We start from the raw sequence: 26,222 nt of genomic DNA on the forward strand, positions 1-26,222 counted from the left end.
ATCCGTGCCAGTAGACGTTCGATTTTTCGCGCCATTTGGATCTCTTTCTCTTGGCGAACTGGCCAAACAGACCGGATCCGGTCTCTTCGGAGATGAAGATCTGGAACTGACAGGTATCTCCTCGGCTGCGAACGGCCGCCGGGGAGACCTTGGATTTCTCGATGGAGACGGAAAGTCTGCTATCGAGATCAATCCCGACATCTCAGCCCTTGTCGTAAATGATGCCAATGTGGCCCGCATTCCCGACGGCATACCCTATATCGTTTCAAAGTTTCCCCGCCATGTTCACGGAACAGCTGCGGTAAAACTGTTTCGTCCACGTCATTTGGATTGGCATGGTGAGTCTGCCATTTCGCCCGATGCCACGATAGACGAGAGCGTCAGGATCGCACCGGGTGCTGCCATCGCACCTGGCGCCGTGATCGGTGCCGGCACATTCATCGGGGCGAATGCTGTTATTGGTCCAGGCGTCCAGATTGGCCGCAATTGCGTTATCGGCCCGGCCGCGACCGTATTCTGCGCGCTTATAGGGGATCATGTGAGACTACTGTCCGGTGCCCGCATAGGCGAGGCAGGGTTCGGCGTCATGCCCGGTCCCAGCGGGGCGGAGGATGCTCCACATTATGGCCGCGTCGTCCTACAGGATCATGTCACCATAGGGGCCAATTCCTGTGTCGATCGGGGGGCCTTTGACGACACAATTCTCGGGGAACGAACACGGATCGATAATCTGTGCCAGATCGCTCACAATGTGGTGCTTGGTCGCTCGGTTCTCATGGCGGCATTCGGTGGTATTTCAGGATCGGTTCAGATCGGTGATGGCACGATGCTTGGTGGACGCGTTGGAATCGCGGATCATGTGAAAGTCGGCGAGGGTGTATCTCTGGCGGCCTCTTCGGGTTTGTTCAGAAATATCGAAGACGGCGAAACATGGGGCGGAACACCTGCCAAACCTCTCCGCCAATGGATGCGCGAGATCGCGTGGTTGCAGAAGAACGCAAACCCGAAGAAAAAGGGTTAGTCAGCGCGTCCCAGCAGCTTTTGGAAACTCATGTCCACACAAATTCATCCCACTGCCTACATTGAGGACGGAGCCGCTCTCGGTGATGGTGTCGTTGTCGGGCCATTCTGTCATATTGGTCCACACGCACGCATTGGGGCTAATTCCGTCCTGATGACGCATTCTGTCGTGACCGGTCACACAGAACTGGGGGAGGGGTGTGTCCTGCACCCGCATGCGGTATTGGGTGGTGTGCCTCAAGTTATAGGGTTTGAATCGACACCGGACTCTCGACTGGTTATCGGTGAGAACTGCGTCTTTCGTGAGTATGCAACCGCCCATTCCGGCATGCCCAAATTTGGCGGCCTTACAACAATCGGGAACAATTGCTTTGTCATGATCGGGGCGCACATCGCCCACGACAACCACATTGGTAATAACGTCGTCATGGCAAATAATGTTTCTCTGGCTGGCCACATCACAGTCGGGGACAATGTGTGGTTCGGCGGTCTTGCCGCCGTTCACCAATTCTCTCGCATCGGACGGAATGCTTTCGTCGGCGGGGGAGCGATTGTTGTGGAAGACGTAATTCCGTTTGGATCGGTCGTCGGCAATCACGCCAAACTGTCGGGCCTGAACATGGTCGGTCTCAAGCGCCGAGGCTTCTCGAAAGCAGATATCCGGGACATTCGCGCCGCTTACAAAGCCATCTTTCTTGGAGATGGCCTGTTCAAGGATCGGCTGGAACAGGCGTCGCAGGATTATGCGGAGAATCCGCTGGCCATGGAGATCATCACATTCATCCGTGAGGGCGACCGCCCCATCTGCAAACCAGGTTGATGATGTAATGGCTCCACTCGGTATCATCGCAGGACTGGGCGACCTACCAGTTGCCATCGCAGAGAATGCCATTGAGGAAGGGCAGGGTGCCTATGTGCTCCGCCTGAAGGGCTTTGATGATCCGGCACTGGCCAGGTTTCCGGGGGAAGCCATAGGTCTGGGTGAAGTCGGTGGAATACTGAAAAAGCTGAAATCTGCGGGGTGTGAGGAAGTTGTATTTGCCGGCATCGTCAAACGTCCAGATTTCAGCAATCTGAAACTGGATGTGAAAGGCGTGACCCTTCTCCCTAAAGTGTTGTCTGCCGCCAAGAAGGGCGACGATGCGTTGCTGCGTGTCTTGGTGAATGAGTTCGAGAAGCAGGGCTTCAAAGTTCTCGGCAGCCACGAGGCGCATAAGCAATTGCTGGCGCCGGAGGGGGTCATCGCAGGTCATCAGCCGACTGAAGAAGAATTTCTTGACATAGAACATGCTGCGCGTGTCGCGTCTGCGACGGGTGCGCTTGATATCGGACAGGGATCGGTCGTCTGCAACGGGCTTGTTTTGGCTGTTGAAGCCCAGGAAGGTACTGATGCGATGCTGGATCGCTGCGCGGCTCTGCCAGAGGAAATCCGAGGGTCAGCCTTGAGCCGGAAAGGCGTTCTCGTCAAACGGCCAAAGCCCGCGCAGGAACTCCGGATCGATCTGCCTACCACGGGTGTCTCGACGGTGGAGAAGGTTGCCGCTGCAGGGCTCGCTGGCCTCGCAATAGAAGCGGGAGGCGCTCTGCTGCTCAACCGCCGCAAGATGATCGAGCGCGCTGAGGAACTCGGCATATTCATCTATGGTTTTGCTCCAGAGACAGGGCGGTGAGCGCGCCGCGCATATATATGGTCGCTGCCGAAACATCTGGCGACTTGTTGGCGAGGGAAGTTGTTGAAGATATCCGCAGTCGAGATCCGGACGTTCATATTTCCGGCATAGGTGGCAGTGAACTGGCATCCGTCGGAATTGAATCGGCAATTGATATCAGTCCACTGTCGATCCTTGGATTCGTCGAAGGTCTCAGAGCGTATGGCGATGTTGTTCGACTCGCCGATTCAGCAGCCGACGCCATCATCGCGGATGACCCAGACGTTGTTGTTCTTGTCGACTCCTGGGGGTTCATGCTGAGGGTTGCTCAACGTGTCCGGTTGCGCGCACCGGATATTCGGCTGGTAAAGCTGGTGGGACCGCAAGTCTGGGCGACCCGGCCCGGTCGGGCGAAGACTCTGGCTTCTGTGGTCGACCATCTTTTGTGCATTCATGATCTCGAGGTTCCATTTTACGAGCCCTTCGGGCTGAAAACCACAGTGATAGGCAATCCTGCCATTTCCCGTCATGTTCAAGGCAATGGATCCGGCTTTCGCGCGGGCCGGAATATATCCGAGGACGCCCAACTTGTTCTTGTGTTGCCCGGTAGTAGACCCAGCGAAATCAAGCGCGTCGCTCCCGAACTGGTGAGCGCAGCCAAAGCGCTGAAATCGAACGCCCCAGATCGCAACATCGTCTTCATGCCGGCGTCCAACGTCGCCACCCAATTCCGAGAGGAATTTCCTGCCATCGAGTCATGGTCGATTGTCTCGAGCGATCCCGGCGCACGATATGACGCAATGGCAGCGGCAGATCTGGCGCTTGCTTGCTCTGGAACAGTGACCACGGAACTTGCCATGCAGGACACGCCCATGATCGTGGCGTATAAGACGGGATGGATCACATGGGCGTTGGCGCGCGGCCTGCTTTACAGTAAAACCCATATTACATTGCTCAACATTGTGAGCGATGATCAGGAAGTCGTGCCGGAATTTGTTCAGACCCGGCTTAAGTCTGACCTTATCGCTGCCGCGGCGCAGGATTGGTTGACTGATCCAGATAAACTGTCAGCACAGTTAGATCGGCAACGAACTGCGCTTGATCGGATGAAAGAAGGCGATAGGGATGCTAGCGAAATTGCGGCAGGCGTCATTCTGGATGAGGCGGCAGCACGGTCTGCAGGATCCATCTCGCTTCAGTCCTGAACAAATGATCGGTCGATCAGGGTCTTGAGCCCCCACAGACCTGGAAACTGAATTGTGTGACCCCATTTTTCAGCTATTGCGGCACGCGCCCCAAGGCTGACAAGTTTGAGGTAATCCTTCTGCGGATCATAATTCTGTAAAGGCGCGCCGCTCAGCTTCGCGATCAGATTCTGCATGAGGACGGGTCCTTGCCGCACGGCATACACGCCTGCTTTGGGTATGTGACCCTTTTGAAGAGAAGCCACATCGCCTGAAATGAAAATGTCTGGATGTGAGATCGACTGCAGGCATGAATTTATGACTGGAAATCCGCCACTCGTCTCAAGTCCTGATTCTTCCAGCCAGCCAGGCGCGCGGGCACCAGTAGTCCATAAAACCAGTTGTGCAGTCAGGGACTGTCCAGAATCCAACATCAGGCAGCCATTCTCATGCGCGCGCACTTGTGCGTTTTCAATAATCGTTACGCTAGCCGCGTTCAGGCGCTTGCGTAGCGCCTGCCTCAATGATGGCGTACTTGATGAAAGTATTTCCGACCGATCCACGATTGCCAAAGGGGTGGATGTAGGGAGGCGGCATGCGTTCATCTTGTGCCGAACAGCTAGCGCAAGCTCAACACCGCCGAGGCCACCTCCAATGATTGCAACCCCTTTGGAGAGATTACCTGAATCCTGTTGCCACGCTTCAACGAAATGCGACATCGGCTTTACGGCCAGGTTGCCTTTCTTTTCTGAGAGGCTTACGGGCGCAGACACGATCCCGACATTGATAGACGCCTGAGTGAAGGAATAGGATGCACCCGTTTCGCCGGTCGCAGTTTTCCCGACCGGATCAAAATCAACGATTGAATCATAGACAATATCAACCCCGGCTTCGACACATAAGCGGTTCAGATCAACCTCCACTTCGCTTCGGTCAAAATGTCCCACAACAAAGCCAGGCACCATGCCACTATAGACGGCGTAGGCCCGTGGGTTCACCAGCTTGAATTTCATGTGCGGGCAGGGGTGTTTCTTGAGCCAGCGAAGCGCTGTGATGTGTGCGTGTCCGCCGCCTATCAGAAGCACATCGCATCGCATGGCCGTTCAGGCTCCCAACGGCTTGTCTGACCACCATGACTGGAGCGCAGTTGCGATAGCGGCACATTCAGCATCCGCCGTCCTCGGTCCATTGAAAACAACCATGGCGGAGCCTTCGAGGGCCGTTTCCTGCAATGCATCGACCGGCCAGCGCGCCCCGTAAACCTTGCAGTCGCCGAGCGTCGTCAGATACTCGCCAAACTCGCTCTCACGACCATCACGAAACAATGGTAGCCAAAGCATCAACACTGCCTTTGGCCATCGCTTCAGGGCTTTGGGAGTCCACAGCGCCAACGCATCAATATCGCGACTTGTTTCGTAACTCGGATCGACCAGACAGACCATGGTTTCACCGCTTCTGGGAGACAGTTTCAGCGCGCTGGCGTATCCATCCGCTTTTTTGATCTGAATACGGTCGTCATCACCGATGGCATAATTCAAGGCTTCGTATTCAGCTGGATGCTTTTCGAATAACACGTAGCGAGTATCCGTAGGCAGTAGGGTCTGCGCATGAGCGGGAGAGCCGGGGTAGCTATTGATACCAGCCGTCTCAACGAACTCGACCCATGATCGAAGCGGTTTAGGAGACTGCCCCTCCAACATGGAGAGAATGCCGTCCCCGGCCTCATCTCCTTTTCGCGCCTGCGGGCCTTCAAGATCGTATCGTCCTCGACCTGAATGTGTTTCCACATAGAGAATGCGATCATTACGCTGTGTCAGGTGACGGCACACCGAGTGCAAGACCGCGTGCTTGACTACGTCCGCGCGGTTTCCCGCGTGAAATCCGTGTTGATACGAAAGCATGCGTCAGGTCATTCCATTCAGGAAAAAGTCCCCGCCGAACAGGGCGGGGACGATCGTTTAGTCTTGTTCCAGGCTCTTCTTGCGAACAGATTCGAACTCGTTGCCCGCATACCATGTGGGCCATTCATCAGATTGGGCAATCTGTAGGCCAACCTGGCAAAGCGCCTGGATGTCTTCGGTAAAGCCGGACAGATCCCAATCTTCCGAATACTCATCCATTGGCTTGTGATAGCGCTCAGCCGTGTAGACCGCCGCGGCTGCCTTGCCTGCAGCCACACCACCATCGACCTTGTCCTGACCGCCATCGGCGTACAACATGGGCACGCCCTTCTTGGCTAGGGAGATATGGTCCGAGCGATAGAAATAGCCGGCTTCGGGTTTGGCATCCGGCTTGATCACGCGGCCTTGCTCGTCGAGCACATCTTTCAACATGTCCTCGAGCTCGGACGCGCCGTATCCGACAACTACCATGTCCTTGGTCCGGCCGATCGGCAGCGCACCATCCATGTTGATACCCGCAACGACTTGGCGATGGGGCACCAACGGGTTTTCGGCATAATAGGCCGAACCAAGCAAACCGGATTCTTCGAGCGTCACAGACAGGAAAAGGGCCGACCGCTCGAGTTCTTCGCTTGCCATGGCTTCTGCAATCTCGAGAAGCGCGGCAGATCCGGTCGCATTGTCGACGGCGCCGTTGAATATCTGGTCCTGATAGAAATCCTCGCCCGGCGCGCCGGTCTTTTCTTCAGACTTCTTTCCGAGGTGGTCCCAGTGTGCTGTGTACAGCATGTATTCATCCGGCGCGGTTGCCCCTGGGAGTTTTCCGACAACGTTCCGGCTTTCAAGCTGTTCGATGGCTTGCGAAATCTTTCCACTCGCCTTTATTCCGTCTAGCGCGACAGGTTCGAAGTCTTTTGATTTCGCCTGTTGTTTCAGTGTCTCCAGATCGAGGCCTGCGCTGGCAAACATGGACTCGGCCGTGTCTCGTGTAATCCAGCCTTCGAGCATTGTACGCTCGGCACCGCCATCAGCACGCACGAGATCGGACTGCGCACCGCTCCACGAGTTAGACACAACGTCCCAGCCGTATGAGGCTGGTTCGGTCTCGTGAATGACAATAGCGGCAGTCGCGCCTTGTCTTGCCGCTTCTTCGAACTTGTATGTCCAGCGCCCATAATAGGTCATGGACTTGCCCTTGAAGAGGTCTGGGTCACCGGTTGCAAATCCGGGGTCGTTGACAAGCATGACGACGGTTTTACCGGTGAAATCCTGATCCGCGTAATCGTTCCACTCATATTCCGGAGCGACAGAGCCATATCCTACGAAAACAACGTCGGTGGGATCAAAGCTCAGCTCATTGGTATTTTGGCGCTTGGTCCAGAAAACGACGTCTTCCTTTGGCGTCATCGGCAGCTCCGTACCATCGGGTGTGGTAAGCTTGAAGTATGAGGCGCCCGTGTCGACCGTTTGGTTCACCATTTTGACAGTCTGGAAAAAGCTTCCATCGTCTCCCGCAGGCGTCAGACCGATGCGCTGCATCTCAGCCGCAATCCAGTCGGCCGACGCTTCACCAGCCTCGGTCCCCGGACCGCGGCCTTCGAATGTGTCGTCGGCAAGGGTCTTGATGCGAACTGCGAGGTCATCCGCTGTAATATCCGCACTGGTCTGATCTGGCAGCGGCATCAACAATTCCGATGATGTTTCAGGCTCCGGTACGGTCGGTGTGTCAGTCGCGGTTTCTTGGGCGCCGCAGGCCGCGAGCGTCAGCACGGATGCCGAAATGAGTAGTCGCTTCATTTTTGTATTCCCCGTCAAAGACTCTTGTTGACCATGATCTGGCACGAGCGATATCAATCAGCAAGGAAGGGGTTCACCAGAAATCTGGCCCCAGAATCACGAGGGAAGGGGAATCCACTCATCCTCATCACCCGGAACCGCAGGAAATCTTGCCGTGCCTCCAGCCCGCATTGCGGCAGTCCAGTCCGCCCTGGCTATGGCTATTTTTTCGGGCTCGCTTGAGACGAAATTCCAGTTGATCTTTCGCGGTGATTCCATTGGTGCGCCGCCGCAGATAACCGCTTTTGTGCCAGGAGCCATAACAACCGGCACATCCACATTCGGTTCAAGCACAGCCATACGGCCAACGCCTATTATCGTATCACCGACTTTGGCTTCGCCCGTCACCACATAGAGGGCGCGCTCCAGAGCGAGATCGCCAGGCAGGACAATTTCGGATTCGGATGTTGCTTCGAGAGCGACGTAAATGATCGGCCATGGAAACGAAACGGGTGATGTTTTGTCCCATGCAGTCCCGGCAAGTATTTTGACAGTCACATTGTCCACTAGGAACTCCGGTAGAGTATCGGCACTATGGTGGACAAAGGTGGGCGCGCTGTCCTCCTCATCCCTGGGCAGGGCAACCCAGGTCTGAAGGCCGTGCAAGTTTTGCCCGTTCTCGCGCTGAGTATCTGGAGTGCGCTCCGAATGAACAATGCCTCGCCCTGCCGTCATCCAATTGACGGCGCCGGGCTCTATCACCAAGTCGGTACCGAGTGAATCCCGATGTCGGATCGCACCATCAAAAAGGAAGGTGACGGTCGCAAGACCGATATGTGGGTGAGGGCGAACGTCAAATGTCGAGCCCGGCGGATATTCAGTCGGACCGAAGTGATCGAAGAACACGAAAGGCCCCACAGATTTGTGGGCGTGAAATGGAAGAATTCTTCGGACCAGAAAACCGGCTCCGAGATCATGCATACGGGGGGCAATAATGCGGGATATGGGCATCGGCTCGGGCCTTCTGCAATCAGGACACAGTTAGAAACTGTATGAAACGCCATGTCTCTCCATTTGAAAACACAACTCGAAAAAATTCGGGCTTGCCGTCTGTGCGAAGGCCAGATGGATCGCCAGCCGAACCCGATTCTTCAACTGCATTCCGGTGCGCGCATTCTCATTGCGAGTCAGGCACCAGGCAACAAGGCTGATCGCTCTGGTGTGCCCTTCAAAGATCCGTCGGGATCGCGGCTTCGCGACTGGATGCAGATATCTGAGCAAGATTTTTATGATCCCGGAATGGTCGCCATCCTGCCAATGGGCTTCTGCTTTCCCGGATATGACCGAAATGGTGGGGACCGCCCGCCCATGCGGATTTGCGCCCAGACCTGGCGAACGCAAACGCTCGACCTGTTGACGAACACTAAAGTGACCTTGCTCATCGGTGCCCATGCGCAGGCTTGGCACCTGGGCGCACGTCGCAAATCCAGCTTGACTGAAACCGTTCGATGCTGGAAGGAGTATGCAAGTGAGCGAATATTCACATTACCGCATCCGAGTTGGAGAAACACGTCTTGGCTAGAACGCAACCCCTGGTTCGAACGAGAGGTCTTGCCCTCATTGCGCGCCGAAGTGCGTGGGGCTTTGGCGCGCTGATAATTCTTTACGCGACCTTCCTGCTCTCGGGGTGCGTTCATCCCGTCACGGCTGGCGCACTTGCCAATGTTACCAACCCCGTTCCACAGTTTCTGCCTGAACGGGACGCATTCATTTCTCATGACGGCGCAGAACTCGGTCTAACCTTCTGGGCTTCGCAGACTGACCACGAGCCAGAACATGTGGTTGTCGGCGTGCATGGCATGAACGATTTCGCCAATGCCTTCCATATGGCGGCGCCTTACTGGGCTGAGCATGGCGTGGTGACATATGCTTATGATCAGAGGGGTTTTGGACGCTCGCCGGGCAGGGGGCTGTGGCCGGATGAGGAATTGATGCGACAAGATCTCCGCACGGCTGTTGCCGTGGCGCGGCGCGCTCATCCCGATGCAACCATCACGGTTGTCGGCATATCCATGGGCGCCGCCGTGGCCATTTCGGCGTTCGGCTCAGACACACCCCCTGACGCAGACCGATTGATCGCATCGGGTCCGGGCTTGCGCGGTTGGGGCGCGATGAACCCACTCTACCGAGCCAGCCTATGGATGTCGGCTCACACCAATCCCGGCTGGATCGTTCGACCACCAGCGCGCTTTGTACGCATCGAACCAAGCGATAATATCGATATGCTCCGGGAGACCTGGGCCAACCCCCTGATGTTGCGGGAAAACCGAATTGATCAGGTTTATGGAGTCGTCTCACTGATGGAGTCAGCTCATGACAGAATCGCTGACCTTCCAGTCGATTTGCCCGTGTTGATTTCCTATGGTGCGAACGATTATGTCATCCCCCCACATGGCGTTGAGCGATCAGCGAATTTCCTGCCCGCGCATGTTCGGACGGTCTATTATGAAAAGGGGTACCATATGCTGTTGCGTGATCTGCAGGCTGAAACCGTGCACGCCGATTATCTCGCTTTCATGCAACATCCGGACGCCGATCTACCAAGTCGTTCATCAGAGTGGCCGTTCCGCTAACTGTTTCCACAGCGGAATACCTCTTGCAGTGATGCACGCGTAGACAAATATACGTCTCTCTGCCACTTCTGTGCAGTAAAGATTCCTTTGAGAAACCATCAAGGCCCAATTCATGACGACTTCTTTCCAGACAGCGCTCAACCTTGTTCCCATGGTTGTGGAGCAGACGAGCCGCGGCGAGCGGGCTTTCGACATCTTCTCGCGCCTGCTGAAAGAGCGGATCATCTTCGTTACGGGCGGCATCGATGACAGCATGGCTGCCCTGATCACCTCGCAATTGCTCTTTCTTGAGTCGGAAAATCCGAAAAAAGATATCGCAATGTATATCAACAGCCCCGGCGGATATGTTTCCTCTGGCCTCGCGATCTATGACACGATGCAGTATATTCGATGCCCCATTTCCACGGTGTGTATTGGTCAGGCCGCCTCCATGGGGTCGCTTCTGCTTGCGGCTGGCGAAAAGGGTATGCGTATCGCGCTGCCGAATGCGCGCGTGATGCTTCACCAGCCTTCCGGTGGATATCAGGGTGTCGCAACCGATATTGAGCGCCACGCCGAAGAAATCATCGAATTGAAACGCCGTCTCAACAATATCTATGTCCGCCACACGGGCCAGGAATATGATGTGATCGAGCGGAAGCTGGATCGGGATACGTTTCTGACCGCAGAAGAGGCCAAGGAATTTGGCATTGTGGACAAGGTCTTCGAGCGCCGGACGGCCGAGGATGATAAATAGGGGGCCTCTCCCACGTCATTGCGGCCTGCCTCTTGCAGGGCAGGCTGATAACCCTATTGTTTCAATAGTACACAACGCGCGACGTCTTAAAGACGAAATTAAGCCTTACCCGGCATTGAGGATGGCATGACTAAACAAAATGGCTCAGGCGATTCCAAGAACACTCTCTATTGTTCGTTTTGTGGAAAAAGCCAGCATGAAGTGAAGAAGCTGATTGCCGGCCCGACCGTGTTCATCTGCGATGAATGCGTTGAACTCTGCATGGACATTATTCGCGAAGAGAACAAGACCTCAATGGTCCGGTCTCGCGAAGGCGTCCCGACACCGCAGGAAATCTGCGATGTGCTGGATGACTATGTCATCGGTCAGGTGCATGCGAAGCGGATTCTTTCGGTTGCCGTGCACAATCACTACAAACGCCTCTCACATGCTGGAAAAACAGACGGCGTCGAGCTGTCCAAATCCAATATCCTGCTGGTCGGGCCAACCGGCTGCGGCAAGACACTGTTGGCTCAGACATTGGCGCGCATCCTGGATGTGCCGTTTACGATGGCTGACGCAACAACGCTGACGGAAGCTGGTTATGTTGGTGAGGACGTTGAGAACATTGTCCTGAAGCTGCTGCAGTCGGCTGATTACAATGTCGAACGTGCCCAGCGCGGCATTGTCTATATTGATGAAATCGACAAGATTTCCCGCAAGTCTGACAATCCATCGATCACGCGCGACGTGTCCGGTGAGGGAGTTCAGCAGGCACTCCTCAAGATCATGGAAGGTACGGTTGCGGCTGTACCACCTCAGGGCGGTCGCAAGCATCCACAGCAGGAATTCCTGCAAGTGGACACGACCAATATCCTGTTCATCTGCGGTGGTGCCTTTGCCGGGCTCGACAAGATCATTGCGTCACGCGGAGATGGTGCCTCCATCGGTTTCGGCGCCTCGTTGAAGGAATCGGAAGAGCGGGGGGTTGGCGAAATCCTTCGTAACACTGAGCCCGAAGATCTACAGCGCTTTGGCTTGATCCCGGAGTTCATCGGGCGTTTGCCAGTCATCGCGACACTGGAAGACCTGGACGAGTCTGCGCTGATCAAGATCCTCACAGAGCCCAAGAATGCTTTGCTGAAACAGTATCAGAAGCTGTTCGACATGGAGAGCGTTGAACTCAACTTCACGCCAGAGGCTCTGACAGCCGTTGCTCGTCGCGCTATCGCCCGGAAGACGGGTGCACGCGGACTGCGTTCGATCATGGAAGGTATCCTGCTCGACACGATGTTCGAGCTGCCAAACCTGCGTGGTGTGGAAGAGGTCGTTATCAATGGCGAAGTGGTCGAGGGCAATGCCGAGCCACTCTACGTCCACGCCAAGAAGAGTCAGCCGGAAGCTGGCTGATTCAAATACAGATCCAATATTCAAGCGCCCCGTCCAAATGGTCGGGGCGTTTTTGGTTTCAGGCCGGAATATTGGCACAACAGAAAATGCAGTTAGAGGCCCAGTCCTCGACGCTCGGGAGCCGCTCGAGGCTTTTCTGCCGAGTGTAGTTCGGTTTTCTGTGAGGTTCCAAAGCTGGATAAAGAAGAGGCCGGTACCTTGCGATACCGGCCTCTACAAGGGTTAGAGGAGAGAGAGAACAGGCCCCTAGACCTTGTAGTACATGTCGAATTCCACCGGATGTGGGTGGAGTTCATAGCGCATGTTCTCTTCCATCTTCAGCTCAATATAAGCATCGATCTGGTCGTCATCGAACACGCCGCCCTTGGTAAGGAATGTACGGTCTGCGTCGAGCGCTGCAAGCGCTTCTCGCAGTGAGCCGCACACTTGCGGGATCGATTTCGCCTCTTCAGGCGGCAGATCGTAAAGGTCTTTATCCATGGCGTCGCCCGGATGGATCTTGTTTTCGATACCATCAAGACCAGCCATGAGCAGGGCGGCGAAGGCCAGGTACGGGTTTGCCGTAGGGTCCGGGAAGCGTGTTTCGATACGCTTTGCTTTCGGATTGGAACCGAACGGAATACGGATTGAGGCAGACCGGTTGCGCGCAGAATAGGCGAGCATGACGGGGGCTTCGTAACCGGGGACGAGGCGCTTGTAGCTGTTCGTCGAAGGGTTGGTGAGGGCATTCAGAGCGCGCGCATGCTTGATGATGCCGCCGATGTAATACAGGCACTGCTCAGACAAGCCAGCATATTGGTCACCGGCAAAGAGCGGCTTGCCACCGGACCAGATAGACTGGTGGACGTGCATACCGGACCCGTTGTCGGCAAACATCGGCTTCGGCATGAAGGTTGCCGTCTTGCCGTAAGACGCTGCCACATTGTGGATTACGTATTTATAAAGCTGAAGACGATCTGCCATCGTGGTGAGCGTCGAGAATTTCAGCCCCAGTTCGTGCTGTGCTGGCGCCACTTCGTGGTGATGCTTCTCAGGATCAAGGCCGATGTCGGCCATCACGGAAAGCATTTCAGAGCGCATGTCCTGTTCGGAGTCGACCGGCGGAACAGGGAAATAGCCGCCTTTAGGTCCTGGGCGATGGCCCATATTGCCCATCGGGTACTCTTTGTCGGTGTTCACCGGCAGTTCGGTCGAGTCGAAGCTGTATCCGGTCTTGTGGGGCTCAGTAGACCAGCGAACATCATCGAACACAAAGAACTCAGCTTCGGGGCCAAAGAATACCGTGTCGCCCACGCCGCTCGACTTCACATATGCTTCGGCCTTCTTGGCCGTTGTGCGTGGGTCGCGATTGTAGGCCTGCCCCGTGATCGGGTCGAGGATATCACACATTACAGCCAGCGTGGTTTGCTGGAAGAATGGGTCAATCATGGCCGTGCTGGTGTCAGGCATCAGCACCATATCGGACTCGTTGATGGCTTTCCAGCCAGCGACGGATGAGCCGTCGAACATCTGACCTTCGGTGAAGAAATCATCTTCGACCATGTTCTTGTGAAAAGAAACGTGCTGCATCTTCCCGCGAGGGTCGGTGAAGCGAAGGTCGACGTATTGGACGTCCTCATCCTTCATAAGTTTCAACAGGTTATCGGCCATTGGAATTTGCCCTCCAGTAAACAGCTTCTGTAGTTTTTGGTATTCGACGACCTAGCCCTTAAAGGGCTGCGTCGCCTGTTTCGCCCGTGCGGATTCTTACCGCATCAGTGATGTCAGAAATGAAGATTTTGCCGTCACCGATCTTGTCAGTATGAGCAGCTTTCTTGATCGCGTCGACTGCGCCTTCTACCGCACTGTCGGCAAGCACAATTTCAATCTTAAGCTTGGGCAGGAAGTCGACCACGTACTCCGCACCGCGGTAGAGTTCCGTGTGTCCGCGCTGGCGCCCGAAGCCTTTGGCTTCAACAACGGTCATTCCTTGCAGACCAATCTCTTGCAGCGCCTCCTTAACATCATCCAGTTTGAAAGGTTTGATGATCGCCTCAATTTTCTTCATGGCCCGTATCTCCCAGCCGTTTGGTTCGTGTAGTCAACGGGTATGCGCCTTCTGCGATGGAAGCGAGACCCAGTATGAGAGTTAGCATCAGGTTGATAGGGCGTGATCGAATTTTGGACTTTGCTGCCCTTATTTTGTGCGAAACACCTTCTGACCTCTAATGCATATTGCAGATCCGGCAAAGGAATTGCCTGTTCGTACGTCGCTGCAGTTCAAGGCGCGACCTTAGAGTATCGTTGCGTGAATGATTGAGTCTGTTGGATATTTGCGCGAAGCAGGTTTGAAACCATCTCGCACCGGTTCCCTTCCTCAAGGGTGATCGGACTTACAATTATTGAAAGTCGGAACAGCCGCTGGCTTTGGAGGATTCATGCTCTATCTCGTCCGTCATGGGGAAGCTGCCGCGAGTTGGGGCAACCATCCCAACCCGGGTTTGAGCGATCTTGGGCACCGTCAGGCCGAATCTGCTGCAACAGAACTTCACGCTCTGGGCGTGAGCCACATTGTCAGCAGCCCGATGCAGAGATGCGGCGAGACGGCGCGCCCGCTGGAGGCACGTCTTGGTCTAACCGCAAGTATCATTGAGGAAGTGTCGGAAATTTCGACCCCGAAAGACATACACGATCGCGTTGAATGGCTGCGCGTTTTCATGGGCGGCACATGGGAAAATGAAGCCAGCACACATCGTGCCTGGCGAGATGCCATGATCGCTCGCCTGGAAGGCCTTCCCGACAATACAGTCGTCTTCACACATTTCGTGGCAATCAATGCAGTCGTCAGCAAGCTTCAGCAACGTGCCGAGACGCTTGTTTTCCGCCCAACCTATTGCTCAGTTACCACTCTGGAACGCAGCGCCGAAGGTCTGAAAATTCAGCAGCTGGGCAGCGAATCCGATACGCGCGTGCTATGAGCCTGCACTATGGGCAGACCTATTCTTACTCCGCAGGAAATGCGGGCCGCAGAAGAAGCACTTTTTTCCAGCGGCACTGACAGCTTCGACCTCATGCAACGCGCTGGAAACGCCGTAGCCGAGTTCGTCCATGCACAATGGCCGGAAGGCCGCATCCAGGTTCTGTGTGGCCCAGGTGGCAATGGCGGAGATGGGTTCATCGCTGCGGCTAAACTGGCAAAGCTTTGGCGAGACGTCGAGGTTTTCTGCCTTGTGGACAAGCAATCTCTCAAAGGAGATGCTGCCAAGGCAGCGGCCGAGTGGGAGGGTGAGATCAAGCCACTCAATGCCGCATTGGAGGCCCCACACGAGATAGTTCTGGATGCTCTGTTTGGTGGCGGCCTTTCCCGCCCGCTCGAGGGCGTTCCAGCAAAGCTGGCGGAGCGCGGCGGCCGCGTTGTCTCGATTGATGTGCCTTCTGGTATTCATGGAGAGTCGGCCAAACCACTTGGCGTGTGTTTCCGAGCAGAAGGAACCATCACGTTCGCAGCATTGCGGCCGGCACACGTCCTGTTGCCGGGTGCCGCATATTGCGGAGGCATATTCGTCGCAGATATTGGTGTGCCGGTTCAGAGCAAACTGCTCGAAAACAGCCCCATATTGTGGGGACGCAATCTGCCCCAGCCGGGGCAGGGCAGCCACAAGCATGCCCGAGGTCATTTGGCCGTGGTCAGTGGAAATGTCGCATCGACAGGCGCGGCGCGTCTGGCCAGCCGCGCGGGGCTGAGGGCCGGTGCCGGGCTCGTGACTCTATTGTCTCCGCCGGATGCTGTGGCGGTAAATGCCAGTCATCTGACTGCTGTCATGCTCAAGGAAGTGTCGGATGCTGAACAGCTGCGCGAGAGTATTGAATCCGCCAGCACGGTGATCCTCGGGCCTGCCGCGGGCATCACGACCGGCACAAAAAAGAATGTTGAGTGTTTGCTTTCATCCAAATCGAAGGCTGTTCTCGACGCAGATGCCTTGACCGTCTTCGCCGATGATCAAGATGGCTTCTACAGACAGCTGCGGTCAGATGACCTGATTACACCTCATATCGGTGAGTTCAATCGACTCTTTGGTGACCTGCTGGACTCAGAAGTAAACAAGGTCGAAGCGACGCGCAAAGCGTCCCGAATGACTGGCTGCGTCGTCCTGCTTAAAGGCCCAGACACCGTTATTGCCAAACCAGACGGTATGGCCATTGTGAACACACACGCAGCGCGCTGGCTTGCAACGGCTGGGTCTGGCGATGTTTTGGCGGGCATTGCAGGCGGTCTCATGGCGCAGGGTGTTGATACGTTCACGGCGGCGGCCATGGCCAGCTGGCTACATGGTGAGGCCGGACGCCGCGTTGGGGCAGGGCTGATCGCCGAAGACCTGGAATCTGAACTTCCCGATATCTTGAGCGCCCTGCACGGCGAACAGCAATAAATTCGCAGCCCCTGCGTGGGTTTGGTGTTGAAGCGTGGTCACGGCTCGCGTAGGAAAACCCGTCATGCGGATGTGGCGGAATTGGTAGACGCACTGGATTTAGGTTCCAGCGCTGCAAGGCGTGGAGGTTCGAGTCCTCTCATCCGCACCACTCACTCAAAAATCAAACTCTGACCGCGCGGCAAGCGGCCGTTTGCCGGATGGACAATCCTGTGCTCGCCTGCCAGCAAGGCATTCAGAAAACACGGAGGATTTCCAGACATGTCGATCGTGACAACAGAGAAGCGCGGATCCATCATGATCTTGACGCTGAACCGCCCCGATAGCCTCAATGCGCTGGGGGCGGAGGGTGATGGTTTGGCCATCGCGGCTGCATGTAATGAGATTGTTGCGGACGCTGAACTCCGCTGCGTGATTTTGACGGGCGCTGGCCGGGCATTCTCCGCCGGCGGCGACGTGAAAGCGATGAAAGAGGGCACCGGCGCGTTCGGCGGCGCGCCGCATGACATCCGTGAGGGTTATCGCCGAAACATCCACTTGATTGTGAAATCGCTCTACAATCTTGAAGTACCGATGATCGCGGCCGTAAACGGGGCCGCGATTGGTCTTGGTTGCGACGTCGCCTGCATGGCCGATATTCGCATAGCCTCCGACAAGGCCAAGATGGGCGTCACCTTCCTGAAGCTTGGCCTGATCCCCGGTGATGGCGGCGCATGGCTGCTGCCCCGACTGATCGGTTCATCCCGCGCAGCCGAGCTTCTGTTCACGGGCAAAGTCATTGATGCCGCCACAGCAGAAGAGTGGGGTCTCGTCTCGAAAGTCGTCCCGGGCGATGCGCTGATGGACGAAGCCTTGGCGCTGGCCGAACAGATTGCTGCGCAGCCACCTCAAGCCTTGCGCCTAGCAAAAACTCTCATGCGTCATGGCACCAACGCTTCCTACGAAACGATCATGGAAATGTCCGCCGCCTCTCAGGCTCTCATGCACAAGACTGAGGACCATATGGAGGGAGTGGACGCGATCCTCGAAAAAAGGACGCCCGAGTTCAAGGGCCGCTAAGACACAACTCCGTCTGCATAGAGACTCTCGATGGCGTCGTCCGTCAGGCCGAGTTGATCGAGTACAATTCGAGTGTGCTGACCCAATGCAGGCGAGGGGCCTTTAGGCCCGTCGTCTGCGCCGGGAAAACGAACTGGCGAGGCTGGCGAAGCATAAGTTGAGCCATCGCCCTTCGCGCTCGGTGTCTGAACAATCGCGCCTGCAGCGATGGCTTGCGGATCTTTGGCCACTTCGGCCAAAGTCTGGACAGGCGCCCAGGCGAGGGATTCCGCATCCAGCCGTTTTGCCATCTCGGCCTTGTCGTATTTTGCGAACCCCTCATCTAGAATGTCTACGACTTCGGCCCTGTTCTTCCGGCGCGCCTTGGCGGAAGTGAACCGCTCATCTTCAATCAATTCCTCCCGATCGATCGCTCGACAGATCGGGGCCCAATCGACTTCACCTTGCCGGGATACGAGACACATCCAGCTGCCGTCTCTGGTTTCGAAGAAATTGGTGATGGGGACATTTTGCGCATGGCGGGATTTTGTTGACGCAACCCGGTCAAAAAAGAGCTGGATCGCAAAATCGGAACCGAGTGCGTACAGACCGGCACGGAAAAGGGAGGCTTCAACCAAACGCCCCTTGCCTGTCCGCCCAGCCTCAACCAGCGCTGCGCAAATTCCGGCTGCAGCCGACATCGAGGTCGTATGGTCTCCGAATGCGGTGCGATTGGCGAACAGATCTTCGCCCTTTGGAACTGTCAATCTGGCAACACCCGTGCGGCTCCAGAAACTCGCAATGTCAAAGCCGGGGCGGTTCGCATCAGGCCCTTGCAGGCCGTATCCGGTAAGGGAACAGTAGACCAGTTTCGGGTTTAACTCCTTCAGGCTTTCATAATCCAGGCCGGACCGTTCGAGGCCACCGGGGCGGACATTGGTCAGGAACACGTCGGCGTCGGCGACGAGCTTGCGTACGAGCTCCTGCCCTTCTGGCTTGGACGTGTCGACCACGATGGATTTCTTGCCGCGATTATCGAAATCGAACACAGGATTGTCGGTTATGTCCGTCCCGATCGTCTTGAAGAAAAGTCGGATCGGGTCGCCACCCGGCGGCTCTATCTTGACCACATCGGCGCCCCAATCGCTCAAGATCGAGCCTGCGCCTGGCGCTGCCATATAAGTCGCATATTCTACGACCTTGATACCTTCGAGCATTAATCCTCCTGATGTTCTGGTTTTGCCAAAGTTTTGCAGGAAGCGCTTGCGAATGGCCAGCCTGACCAAAGGTCAGCTCTCGAAACCCACGCATAGTGTAAGGCCACATGGCGGAGGAAGAGGGATTCGAACCCCCGGAGCCCGCGAAGGCTCAACGGTTTTCAAGACCGCCGCATTCAACCACTCTGCCATTCCTCCGGCGCCCGGTATGTCCAACAGAGGAAGTGGTTTTGCAAGCCCTCATCTGCGAATGCTGACCGCTCGCAAATCGTGAATCGATCACTAAGAGGCATTTGCGGTTTCGTGAGAGAAGGTTCATCCTGCATCCACCTTGGCGTGGTAAACAAGCCAGGTACGGCAGAAAAGCCGGACGTTCAGGCGCAAAGCGCCGAATAGAAACTCAGAATGAGGTTACACCGCGAATGCGCGCGCCATCGACCAAGATCACCGATCGCCTTCCCGCCTTTATTGTTGCCACTTTTGCTGCTGCTTTCGTATCAGCGCCCGCATGGGCCGATCCCGCACCAATCGTCTTTAAGTCGCAAGAGCCAAGCGCCCGAATTTCAACAGAACGTCAAAACGTCTTCATTGCACCGAGCCAGGCCCAGCCCAGCCCAGAGAAAGCCAAAGCACGGGTCCAGTTCAGTTATCCGGGAGCATCGCCGAAGCCTGCGCCTGTACAGTCTGCCTCAAACTCCTCAAATTCGGTGCCAAGATTTGCGAACCCGGCAAGCGGGACAAGAGAATATGCCAGCATAAGCGCGCCAATAAGTGGCACACCTGCGCCTGTCGCAACACAGCCAACATCCGCAAAACCATTTGATCCGCAAGCCGCCGCCGGGCGTGTCGCTGCAGAACGAGCACAGTCCGAAGTCCTGACAGAATCTCTGCCAAAACTCGCTGGCGCTCCCGAACCTGTCGCAGAGCAGGGGGCCGGTGCCCCAACGGCAACAGATGCGCGTCGTGTTGCCACCAACCTGACACCCGCTGCAACGCATTCGGTTCAGCCTGAAACCGTACCCGTCTTCGATGAAACCGGTGCGGCCATCATCTATGGTGACGAATTCCAGGGCCTGCCGACCGCAAATGGCGAAACCTTCGACCAATCTGCGCTTATGGCCGCGCATCCGAACCTGCCTTTGCCGAGCCTGGTTCAGGTCGTGAATCTTGAAACAAACACAGAAATTGTTGTGCGCGTGAATGATCGCGGACCTTTTGAAGATGGCGCCATGTTGCAAGTCTCCGAGCGCGCCGCTGTGGAACTCGGCATGACCGGGGCAGGGCGCGCCAATGTACGAATTCGTTATCTGGGCCCTGCTCCTGTCACGGCTCCAAAACCGCAACCGATTCTGGTTTCTGACAATAATGAAACGCGCGCGCCCTCAGTCACCACAGCTTCTGCGCCAAGTCCTGTTTACGCCGCGAGCCGGAGCAGCACGCCAAATTATGAGCCTGTTTCGGTCGGGAATTACTTTGTTCAAGTTGGCGCATTCTCGCAAATTTCGAACGCTGAAAGCCTCATTCAGTCCATGCCGACCAATATGAGTGCCCAAATTGATCCGGCACGCGTAAATGGCGCAGACTTTTTCCGGGTGCGCGTTGGCCCCTTCATGAACCGGGATGCTGCTGATCGGATAAACAATGATCTTCACCGCTACGGCATATCCAACGGTCGGGTGGTTTCCCAGAACTGACCTGACGACCGCATAGCCACCATTGACGCTGACCACAAACCGGCCCTTTTTCCTGTATAAACGGGAAAAAGGGCCGTATTGGTTTCGGCCAACCGTTCAGCACATTTCGGAGGCTTACAATGCTGCCAAAAACCCAGATCCTCACCGCCATTCTGATGGCAGTCGCAGCGACGGGTTCGGCCCAGGCACAGATCATGGATACGCCCGCCAGTCATGCTGTGATCATGGATCACGAGACGGGCACAATACTCTTCTCCAAGGATGGCGCGGAACCCATGATCCCCGCCTCCATGACAAAGATGATGACGGCCTACCTTGTGTTCGAACTGATTGATCGGGGGGAGATTTCCCTGACCGACAAATTCACCGTCAGCGAAGACGCGTGGCGCCGAGGTGGTTTCCCGTCTGGTACATCGACAATGGGACTTGCGCCCGGCGATACGCCAACCGTTGAAGAACTTCTGCACGGCGTAATCATCATGTCTGGCAATGACGCCTGTATCGTGTTGGCTCAGGGTATATCGGGATCAGAGGAAGCCTTTGCACGGCGTATGACCTCCCTCGCCCATGAACTCGGCATGAGTTCTGCGAACTTCCAGAACACGACCGGCCTTGAGGCCGTTGGCCACGTTATATCTGCAGAAGACCTCGCCAAGATGGCGAAGCTCACTATCGACAAGTATCCGCAATACTACGACTGGTACGACATGCCGTCATATACGTGGCGCGAATATACGCAGGCAAATCGCAATCCATTGCTCAGTATTGAAGGCACTGATGGCCTCAAGACGGGTCACCTCGAGGTTTCGGGATATGGACTCACCGCCTCCGCCGTTCGTGACGGCGTACGGCGTACAATCGTCATCAACGGTCTTGAGAGCATGGCGGCGCGAGCCCAGGAAGGCGAACGCATGATGCGGATGGCATTCCAGAGCTATGATCTGAAAGTGATCACGCCGGAGAGCGTCGAGCTACCGGAAGTCAAAGTCTGGCTCGGTCAGCAACAAATGGTGCCGGTTTCGCTCGCCAGCAAGATGACGATAGCCGGCCACAAGGCTGCGCTTGAGAAAGCGACATCGGAGATAGTTCTTGATGGTGCGCTCGAGGCGCCTATCCGTGCTGGCGACACGGTCGGAAAACTGGTCGTGACTGTAGAAGGTCAGGTTGCAACCGAAGCGCCTATCGTTGCTGAGGCAACGGTCAAGAAGCTCGGCTTCTTCGGCCGAGCAGTCGAAGGTCTCAGCCAGATGATCGGCGGCAATGATGGCTGAAGTCTCGCCCCTCAAATTCATTACGCTCGAAGGCGGTGAAGGTACAGGCAAGTCCACGCTTCAACATGCTTTGGCAGAGCGCTTACGGGCTGAGGGCTTTGACGTCGTCACAACGCGCGAGCCCGGCGGCACTCCACTGGCAGAAGCTGTTCGCGAACTTGCATTGCATCCGCCCGCTGGCGCGGACTGGTCGCCAATGAGCGAAGCCTTGCTGATGAATGCCGCCCGCAGTGACCATTTGGAAAAATTGATACGGCCTGCACTGGCTGAGGGAAAATGGGTGATCTGTGATCGCTTTGCGGACTCCACGAGCGTGTATCAAAGTGTCAAAGGCGGCGTCTCGTCCAATGTCCTCAAATCGATGGAAAGCACCGTCTTGGGAGACACGGTACCAACACTGACGCTCGTTCTTGATGCCCCCCTCGAAACCACCGCAGGCCGCAGATCTGCGCGCAATGGTCCGGACGATGCCTTTGAAAAGCGCGCTACTGACTTTCATCACGCAGTCCGTCAGGGATTTATTTCGCTGTCGCAAGAAGAGCCTCTGCGTTGCAAACTGATAGATGCTTCTCGGGATATCGCCAGCGTGTACGCAGCAGCCTGGCGCATCGTGTCTCAAACTTATGCATTGAATGAGATGGCAGGATGAGCATCGCCTGGCCTTTGTATGGGCACGATACGGCTGAGGCTTCGTTTCTGGCATCGGCAACAACCGGCAAGCTACACCATGGCTGGCTGATCGAAGGGCCATCAGGAATCGGTAAGGCCACAATGGCAAACCGGCTCGCCGCTTACATGCTCGGCGCTCGCGGCCCGGAAGCAGCGCCGCTTGATGCAGATTCTTCTGACCCGGTTGCGCGAACCTGTCTTACCGGCGCTCACCCCGATTTGCGCGTGGTACATCGCGAGTTGAACGACAAAGGCAAGCTACGCCAGGATATCTCGGTCGATCAGGTGCGTGAGCTGATCCAGTTCTTTTCCCTCAAGCCCGCACAAGGTGGGTGGCGCGTCGGCATTATCGACTCGCTGGACGAATTGAATCGCAATGGTGCGAATGCCTTGCTCAAGACACTTGAAGAGCCACCGGAGCATAGCATCCTGTTTCTGGTGAATCATGGAACGACACCTATCCTGCCAACCATTCGGTCGCGCTGCAGAGTCCTGCGAGTCTCGGCACTGGGTGATGAAGATACAAAACGCGCATTGGAAACCGCCACCGCGCCGGCTGAAGCCGCGTCTTTGTCCAAGGGGCGACCAGGCTTGGGAATACAATTATCTACGCCGGCAGGTCTCGCGGCATCTCACGCGACCAAGGTCCTTTTGCGCAGCCTGCCGAGACCGAATGACGGGCTAGTGACGGACGCGCTCCAGACTGCAAGTGCTGACGATACCGCCATGCAGGCGTTTCAGGAGGAAATTCTGACATGGCTGGCGCAGCGCGCAGAACGGGAGCCCGCCGCAGCCAAGGCTTGGCTGGAAGTATCCCGGCTCGCTGGCGAAGCGCGCGCCCTGAAGATGGATCCTGCTCAAACGGCATCCAAGCTGATTGCAGGGCTTTATAGCGCTGCAAAGGCGCATTAAGTCGTCAGCTATGTTTGATACGCATGTGAATTTGCACGGCGAGACGTTTGCTGACGATCTAGGCGACGTGCTCACACGGGCTGACGCGGCCGGTGTGAAGCGTATGCTCGCAATCTGTGATCGTCTCGACAATTTCGAGGCGATCAGGTCGATTGCGCAGGCACATCCAGGCATCTGGTGCTCGATCGGCATCCACCCTCATCACAGCAAGGATTTCACCGACCTTTCAGTCGATGATCTGGTCAACGGGGCGGCGGATCCCAATGTGGTTGCCATAGGCGAAACCGGCCTCGATTTCCATTATGGCTACAGCGCAGAGGGTGCACAGATAAACAGTCTGAGAACGCATGTCGAAGCGGCCAGACAGACGGGACTGCCGCTCATCCTGCACACACGTGAAGCTGACGACATGATGGGCGATATCCTTGAAGAGGAGTTCGAAAAGGGAAGTTTCGTCCCGCTGTTGCATTGCTATACGGGTGGCGCGCGGCTGGCCCAGCGCGGCCTCGACCTTGGAGGATTCGTGTCCGTATCAGGCATACTGTCCTTCAAGAGCGCGCGGGAAGTCAGGGAAGTGATTGCAGATGTCCCCATGGACCGCCTGATCCTAGAAACTGACTGCCCTTATCTCGCGCCGGTGCCGATGCGCGGTCGTCGCAATGAGCCTTCCTATCTCATTCACGTTGCTGAAGCGCTCGCAAGCCTAAAGAGTATTCCACTCCACGACGTCCTGAAAACAACGACCGACAACGCCATGCGCCTTTTCTCGAGAATACCGAACTGATGACGACAGGTATCTTCACACTGCTGGGCACGGGCTCATCCGGCGGCGTTCCACGCGTCGGTGGCGATTGGGGGGCGTGCGATCCATCGGAACCAAAAAATCGCCGCCTGCGATGCTCGGCGCTGGTTCAGTCGTTCGACGCTCATGGCGCATCCACAAATGTCCTGATCGATACGTCGCCAGATCTGCGAGAACAGTTGCTTGCCGAACAGATCGGCCACCTGGACGCGATCCTGTACACGCATGACCATGCCGACCAGAGCCACGGAATTGATGATGTTCGACCGATCTGCATTCGCCAACGCAAGCCAATACCCACTTATCTGAGCGCTGAAACTCGCGGCACTCTGACAGAACGATTTTCATATTGTTTCGAGGGGAAGGGTGGTTACCCGTCGATCCTGGACCTGCAAGATGAGCTTGTGCCGCTCGAGTTGGTTAAGATTTCCGGTGCCGGCGGCGATATCGAATTCTTGCCACTCGACATGGAGCATGGCCGCATTCGCTGCCTCGGTTTTCGTATAGGTAATCTCGCCTACTGTAATGATGTTAACGGACTACCAGAAGAAACGCTCGAGGCGTTGCAGGGGGTTGATACACTCATCATCGACGCATTGCGGTACACGCCGCACCCATCGCATGCAAATCTTGATCAGGCATTGGAGTGGATCGCGAATATATCGCCGCGCCTGGCAGTACTGACGAACATGCACGTCGACATGGATTACCAAACGCTCTGCAAAGAACTTCCGACCGGCGTGATACCTGGGCATGATGGCTTGCGCCTTGATTTCATTATATAATACATCAACACCATTTCCCATAATGATGATTATGCGACTCTTGGATCTTCATTCCACGACAACTTGGCGGACCGGAATCAACGTTCATTGGTGCGACGCTCAGAGACGGCGCACATCATGTACTGATCGCCTTCCATGAACGGCTCCCGGAAATTGCACAACACCCTCCATCAAGGATTTGTTTACATTTCGAGCGTGCGGCCAGCTCGGCTACACTCGGAACCCACCGATCCAGGATGCAATAAATTTCTGCTTCTTTATCAGATCGTCGGCCGCTTGCTCCCGCGTCCTGTGCAGGAACAAGATAGAATCGCCGGGCCGGATCTGACCCAGTAGGTGTCGGTCAGACCGGTTAACCTGCAGAATGTGCGGATAACCTCCTGTGGTCTGACAGTCTGGTAATAGTAGGAACCCCCTTCCCTGCGGCGGCAACTGCAATGCGCCAGGGAAAATTCCGGCGCTCGGCAGGTTTGCGATGGAATCTATTTTGGGAAACGCGCCATCCAGCTCGATACCAATTCTGCTAGCTCGGCGTGTTGCCTTGTATTGCTCCGTCCAAAGATGAGTGCAGTCGACTGTATAGTCAGGCCCTTCGCTCGCCCGCAGAGCAAAACTGTTGCCGAGTGGAAACTGCAGCGTTTCAGGTGTCGTTTCCCGGCTGGGTTTTGTGCGGGGGCTCGTTTCAACCACATCCCCAGACCCGAGCGCACGGCCATCAAAACCACCCAAGCCTGCAGGAATATAGGTAGACTCGCTCCCCAGGAACTCATCACCCACAACTCCACCAGAGATCGCCAGATAGGTTCGCAGCCCATGGTCCGGACGGCCGACTTCCAGAAAATCGCCCTGCTTGACGAAGAGTGTCTCGTGAAATGAAACCACACGACCATTCAAGCTGGTCGGAGCCACCGCTCCGGTAAGCGCGATTGCTGCGGATGCCTGAAACTCTACCGAGAAGGGTCCATAGGTGATCTCGATTCCGGTCGTGCTCGCGTGATTCCCAACCAGATGGTTTGCGATCGCATGGGAAACGGGGTCAGCAGGCCCGGATGACGGAATACCAGAATAGCGATATCCCGCTCTCTGGTTGCCCTGCAGGGTTGCCTGTGGCCCGGCATTCATGATGCGAAGCGTCAC

At 56.1% G+C, this 26,222-nt stretch carries 25 protein-coding genes and 2 tRNA genes; 18 read left to right on the forward strand and 9 right to left on the reverse strand.

Annotation, left to right across the window (positions count from 1 at the left end; genetic code table 11):
• The first annotated feature begins 4 nt into the window (after window positions 1–4).
• The 4 genes from lpxD to B2P82_RS10010 are packed head-to-tail and all read left to right on the forward strand — an operon-like array spanning window position 5 to window position 3,874.
• Window positions 5–1,021, forward strand: a complete 1,017-nt coding sequence (gene lpxD, locus B2P82_RS09995; protein ID WP_290496922.1) for a UDP-3-O-(3-hydroxymyristoyl)glucosamine N-acyltransferase — start codon at window positions 5–7, stop codon at window positions 1,019–1,021.
• Between the two features lie 30 nt (window positions 1,022–1,051).
• Window positions 1,052–1,840 (forward strand): acyl-ACP--UDP-N-acetylglucosamine O-acyltransferase, encoded by a 789-nt coding sequence (gene lpxA / locus B2P82_RS10000; RefSeq protein ID WP_290496923.1) that lies wholly within the window; start codon window positions 1,052–1,054, stop codon window positions 1,838–1,840.
• Window positions 1,841–1,847: 7 nt separating this feature from the next.
• Window positions 1,848–2,690, forward strand: a complete 843-nt coding sequence (lpxI, locus tag B2P82_RS10005) for an LpxI family protein (protein ID WP_290496924.1) — start codon at window positions 1,848–1,850, stop codon at window positions 2,688–2,690.
• The gene (locus B2P82_RS10010) at window positions 2,687–3,874 is read left to right on the forward strand and encodes a lipid-A-disaccharide synthase (protein ID WP_290496925.1); all 1,188 of its coding nucleotides are present in this window, start codon (window positions 2,687–2,689) and stop codon (window positions 3,872–3,874) included. Before lpxI ends, B2P82_RS10010 begins: the two co-directional genes overlap by 4 nt.
• Here B2P82_RS10010 and B2P82_RS10015 read toward each other — a convergent pair.
• From B2P82_RS10015 to B2P82_RS10030, 4 genes are all read right to left on the reverse strand, one after another.
• A complete protein-coding gene (locus tag B2P82_RS10015) occupies window positions 3,865–4,950 on the reverse strand; it encodes a slr1591 family oxidoreductase (RefSeq protein ID WP_290496926.1) in 1,086 nt (361 codons plus the stop codon). The two genes, B2P82_RS10010 and B2P82_RS10015, sit on opposite strands and share 10 nt — an antisense overlap.
• 6 nt (window positions 4,951–4,956) lie before the next feature.
• The gene (gene rlmJ, locus B2P82_RS10020; protein WP_290496927.1) at window positions 4,957–5,640 is read right to left on the reverse strand and encodes a 23S rRNA (adenine(2030)-N(6))-methyltransferase RlmJ; all 684 of its coding nucleotides are present in this window, start codon (window positions 5,638–5,640) and stop codon (window positions 4,957–4,959) included.
• A 171-nt stretch (window positions 5,641–5,811) separates the two neighbouring features.
• Window positions 5,812–7,551: a M28 family metallopeptidase gene (locus B2P82_RS10025; protein ID WP_290496928.1), complete on the reverse strand. Its 1,740-nt coding sequence runs from the start codon at window positions 7,549–7,551 to the stop codon at window positions 5,812–5,814.
• Between the two features lie 96 nt (window positions 7,552–7,647).
• Window positions 7,648–8,541 (reverse strand): pirin family protein, encoded by an 894-nt coding sequence (locus tag B2P82_RS10030; RefSeq protein WP_349679742.1) that lies wholly within the window; start codon window positions 8,539–8,541, stop codon window positions 7,648–7,650.
• 114 nt (window positions 8,542–8,655) lie between these two features.
• On the opposite strand from B2P82_RS10030, the gene B2P82_RS10035 reads away from it, so the two are divergent.
• The 4 genes from B2P82_RS10035 to clpX all read left to right on the forward strand — a co-directional run bounded on the left by B2P82_RS10035 (window position 8,656) and on the right by clpX (window position 12,288).
• The gene (locus B2P82_RS10035; RefSeq protein ID WP_233347579.1) at window positions 8,656–9,186 is read left to right on the forward strand and encodes a uracil-DNA glycosylase family protein; all 531 of its coding nucleotides are present in this window, start codon (window positions 8,656–8,658) and stop codon (window positions 9,184–9,186) included.
• Entirely contained in the window at window positions 9,105–10,163 is a 1,059-nt protein-coding gene (locus B2P82_RS10040; protein ID WP_290496929.1) for an alpha/beta fold hydrolase, read from the forward strand. Before B2P82_RS10035 ends, B2P82_RS10040 begins: the two co-directional genes overlap by 82 nt.
• Window positions 10,164–10,275: 112 nt before the next feature.
• Window positions 10,276–10,899, forward strand: a complete 624-nt coding sequence (locus B2P82_RS10045; protein ID WP_206990472.1) for an ATP-dependent Clp protease proteolytic subunit — start codon at window positions 10,276–10,278, stop codon at window positions 10,897–10,899.
• A gap of 126 nt (window positions 10,900–11,025) precedes the next feature.
• Window positions 11,026–12,288 carry an ATP-dependent Clp protease ATP-binding subunit ClpX gene (gene clpX / locus B2P82_RS10050; RefSeq protein WP_034812364.1) on the forward strand — a complete coding sequence of 421 codons (1,263 nt, stop codon included), beginning with the start codon at window positions 11,026–11,028 and terminating at the stop codon, window positions 12,286–12,288.
• A gap of 246 nt (window positions 12,289–12,534) precedes the next feature.
• On the opposite strand, the gene glnA is transcribed toward clpX, so the two are convergent.
• On the reverse strand, window positions 12,535–13,938 hold the full coding sequence (gene glnA / locus B2P82_RS10055) for a type I glutamate--ammonia ligase (protein ID WP_034812366.1): 1,404 nt from the start codon (window positions 13,936–13,938) through the stop codon (window positions 12,535–12,537).
• Window positions 13,939–13,996: 58 nt separating this feature from the next.
• Complete coding sequence (locus B2P82_RS10060; protein ID WP_027837435.1) at window positions 13,997–14,335, reverse strand: P-II family nitrogen regulator; 339 nt, start codon at window positions 14,333–14,335, stop codon at window positions 13,997–13,999.
• Window positions 14,336–14,705: 370 nt separating this feature from the next.
• Here B2P82_RS10060 and B2P82_RS10065 point away from each other — a divergent pair, with 370 nt between their 5' ends.
• The 4 genes from B2P82_RS10065 (at window position 14,706) to B2P82_RS10080 (ending at window position 17,756) form a co-directional block, all read left to right on the forward strand.
• The gene (locus tag B2P82_RS10065; protein WP_290496930.1) at window positions 14,706–15,245 is read left to right on the forward strand and encodes a histidine phosphatase family protein; all 540 of its coding nucleotides are present in this window, start codon (window positions 14,706–14,708) and stop codon (window positions 15,243–15,245) included.
• Between the two features lie 9 nt (window positions 15,246–15,254).
• Window positions 15,255–16,697 (forward strand): NAD(P)H-hydrate dehydratase, encoded by a 1,443-nt coding sequence (locus tag B2P82_RS10070; RefSeq protein ID WP_290496931.1) that lies wholly within the window; start codon window positions 15,255–15,257, stop codon window positions 16,695–16,697.
• A 66-nt stretch (window positions 16,698–16,763) separates the two neighbouring features.
• Window positions 16,764–16,848: transfer RNA gene (locus B2P82_RS10075), tRNA-Leu, on the forward strand.
• A gap of 110 nt (window positions 16,849–16,958) precedes the next feature.
• Entirely contained in the window at window positions 16,959–17,756 is a 798-nt protein-coding gene (locus tag B2P82_RS10080) for a crotonase/enoyl-CoA hydratase family protein (RefSeq protein WP_290496932.1), read from the forward strand.
• Here B2P82_RS10080 and B2P82_RS10085 read toward each other — a convergent pair.
• Together B2P82_RS10085 and B2P82_RS10090 are read right to left on the reverse strand one after the other, a co-directional pair.
• Window positions 17,753–18,952 (reverse strand): CaiB/BaiF CoA transferase family protein, encoded by a 1,200-nt coding sequence (locus B2P82_RS10085; protein ID WP_290496933.1) that lies wholly within the window; start codon window positions 18,950–18,952, stop codon window positions 17,753–17,755. The genes B2P82_RS10080 and B2P82_RS10085 overlap by 4 nt on opposite strands.
• Window positions 18,953–19,060: 108 nt before the next feature.
• Window positions 19,061–19,150, reverse strand: a tRNA-Ser gene (locus B2P82_RS10090).
• Window positions 19,151–19,374: 224 nt separating this feature from the next.
• Here B2P82_RS10090 and B2P82_RS10095 point away from each other — a divergent pair.
• The 6 genes from B2P82_RS10095 (at window position 19,375) to B2P82_RS10120 (ending at window position 25,085) form a co-directional block, all read left to right on the forward strand.
• Window positions 19,375–20,646 carry a septal ring lytic transglycosylase RlpA family protein gene (locus B2P82_RS10095; protein WP_290496934.1) on the forward strand — a complete coding sequence of 424 codons (1,272 nt, stop codon included), beginning with the start codon at window positions 19,375–19,377 and terminating at the stop codon, window positions 20,644–20,646.
• A gap of 119 nt (window positions 20,647–20,765) precedes the next feature.
• Entirely contained in the window at window positions 20,766–21,917 is a 1,152-nt protein-coding gene (locus B2P82_RS10100) for a D-alanyl-D-alanine carboxypeptidase family protein (protein ID WP_290478813.1), read from the forward strand.
• Window positions 21,910–22,566 (forward strand): dTMP kinase, encoded by a 657-nt coding sequence (gene tmk, locus B2P82_RS10105; protein ID WP_290496961.1) that lies wholly within the window; start codon window positions 21,910–21,912, stop codon window positions 22,564–22,566. The genes B2P82_RS10100 and tmk overlap by 8 nt, the downstream gene beginning before the upstream one ends.
• The gene (locus B2P82_RS10110) at window positions 22,563–23,498 is read left to right on the forward strand and encodes a DNA polymerase III subunit delta' (RefSeq protein WP_290496935.1); all 936 of its coding nucleotides are present in this window, start codon (window positions 22,563–22,565) and stop codon (window positions 23,496–23,498) included. The genes tmk and B2P82_RS10110 overlap by 4 nt, the downstream gene beginning before the upstream one ends.
• Window positions 23,499–23,508: 10 nt before the next feature.
• The gene (locus tag B2P82_RS10115; RefSeq protein ID WP_290496936.1) at window positions 23,509–24,282 is read left to right on the forward strand and encodes a TatD family hydrolase; all 774 of its coding nucleotides are present in this window, start codon (window positions 23,509–23,511) and stop codon (window positions 24,280–24,282) included.
• The gene (locus tag B2P82_RS10120; RefSeq protein ID WP_290496937.1) at window positions 24,282–25,085 is read left to right on the forward strand and encodes an MBL fold metallo-hydrolase; all 804 of its coding nucleotides are present in this window, start codon (window positions 24,282–24,284) and stop codon (window positions 25,083–25,085) included. The genes B2P82_RS10115 and B2P82_RS10120 overlap by 1 nt, the downstream gene beginning before the upstream one ends.
• A 210-nt stretch (window positions 25,086–25,295) precedes the next feature.
• Here B2P82_RS10120 and B2P82_RS10125 read toward each other — a convergent pair whose 3' ends face one another.
• Entirely contained in the window at window positions 25,296–26,222 is a 927-nt protein-coding gene (locus B2P82_RS10125; protein WP_290496938.1) for a 5-oxoprolinase subunit C family protein, read from the reverse strand.

Origin of the sequence: Hyphomonas sp. UBA4494 (assembly GCF_002388935.1) — a bacterium.
GTDB lineage: Bacteria > Pseudomonadota > Alphaproteobacteria > Caulobacterales > Hyphomonadaceae > Hyphomonas.

Coding starts and splice junctions, on each gene's coding strand:
- lpxA (WP_290496923.1), top strand. CDS start 1,052: ATGTCCACACAAATTCATCCCACTGCCTACATTGAGGACGGAGCCGCT.
- lpxI (WP_290496924.1), top strand. CDS start 1,848: ATGGCTCCACTCGGTATCATCGCAGGACTGGGCGACCTACCAGTTGCC.
- B2P82_RS10015 (WP_290496926.1), bottom strand. CDS start 4,950: ATGCGATGCGATGTGCTTCTGATAGGCGGCGGACACGCACACATCACA.
- B2P82_RS10025 (WP_290496928.1), bottom strand. CDS start 7,551: ATGAAGCGACTACTCATTTCGGCATCCGTGCTGACGCTCGCGGCCTGC.
- B2P82_RS10030 (WP_349679742.1), bottom strand. CDS start 8,541: ATGCCCATATCCCGCATTATTGCCCCCCGTATGCATGATCTCGGAGCC.
- B2P82_RS10035 (WP_233347579.1), top strand. CDS start 8,656: ATGGATCGCCAGCCGAACCCGATTCTTCAACTGCATTCCGGTGCGCGC.
- B2P82_RS10045 (WP_206990472.1), top strand. CDS start 10,276: ATGACGACTTCTTTCCAGACAGCGCTCAACCTTGTTCCCATGGTTGTG.
- clpX (WP_034812364.1), top strand. CDS start 11,026: ATGACTAAACAAAATGGCTCAGGCGATTCCAAGAACACTCTCTATTGT.
- glnA (WP_034812366.1), bottom strand. CDS start 13,938: ATGGCCGATAACCTGTTGAAACTTATGAAGGATGAGGACGTCCAATAC.
- B2P82_RS10060 (WP_027837435.1), bottom strand. CDS start 14,335: ATGAAGAAAATTGAGGCGATCATCAAACCTTTCAAACTGGATGATGTT.
- B2P82_RS10065 (WP_290496930.1), top strand. CDS start 14,706: ATGCTCTATCTCGTCCGTCATGGGGAAGCTGCCGCGAGTTGGGGCAAC.
- B2P82_RS10070 (WP_290496931.1), top strand. CDS start 15,255: ATGGGCAGACCTATTCTTACTCCGCAGGAAATGCGGGCCGCAGAAGAA.
- B2P82_RS10080 (WP_290496932.1), top strand. CDS start 16,959: ATGTCGATCGTGACAACAGAGAAGCGCGGATCCATCATGATCTTGACG.
- B2P82_RS10085 (WP_290496933.1), bottom strand. CDS start 18,952: ATGCTCGAAGGTATCAAGGTCGTAGAATATGCGACTTATATGGCAGCG.
- B2P82_RS10095 (WP_290496934.1), top strand. CDS start 19,375: ATGCGCGCGCCATCGACCAAGATCACCGATCGCCTTCCCGCCTTTATT.
- B2P82_RS10100 (WP_290478813.1), top strand. CDS start 20,766: ATGCTGCCAAAAACCCAGATCCTCACCGCCATTCTGATGGCAGTCGCA.
- tmk (WP_290496961.1), top strand. CDS start 21,910: ATGGCTGAAGTCTCGCCCCTCAAATTCATTACGCTCGAAGGCGGTGAA.
- B2P82_RS10110 (WP_290496935.1), top strand. CDS start 22,563: ATGAGCATCGCCTGGCCTTTGTATGGGCACGATACGGCTGAGGCTTCG.
- B2P82_RS10115 (WP_290496936.1), top strand. CDS start 23,509: ATGTTTGATACGCATGTGAATTTGCACGGCGAGACGTTTGCTGACGAT.
- B2P82_RS10120 (WP_290496937.1), top strand. CDS start 24,282: ATGACGACAGGTATCTTCACACTGCTGGGCACGGGCTCATCCGGCGGC.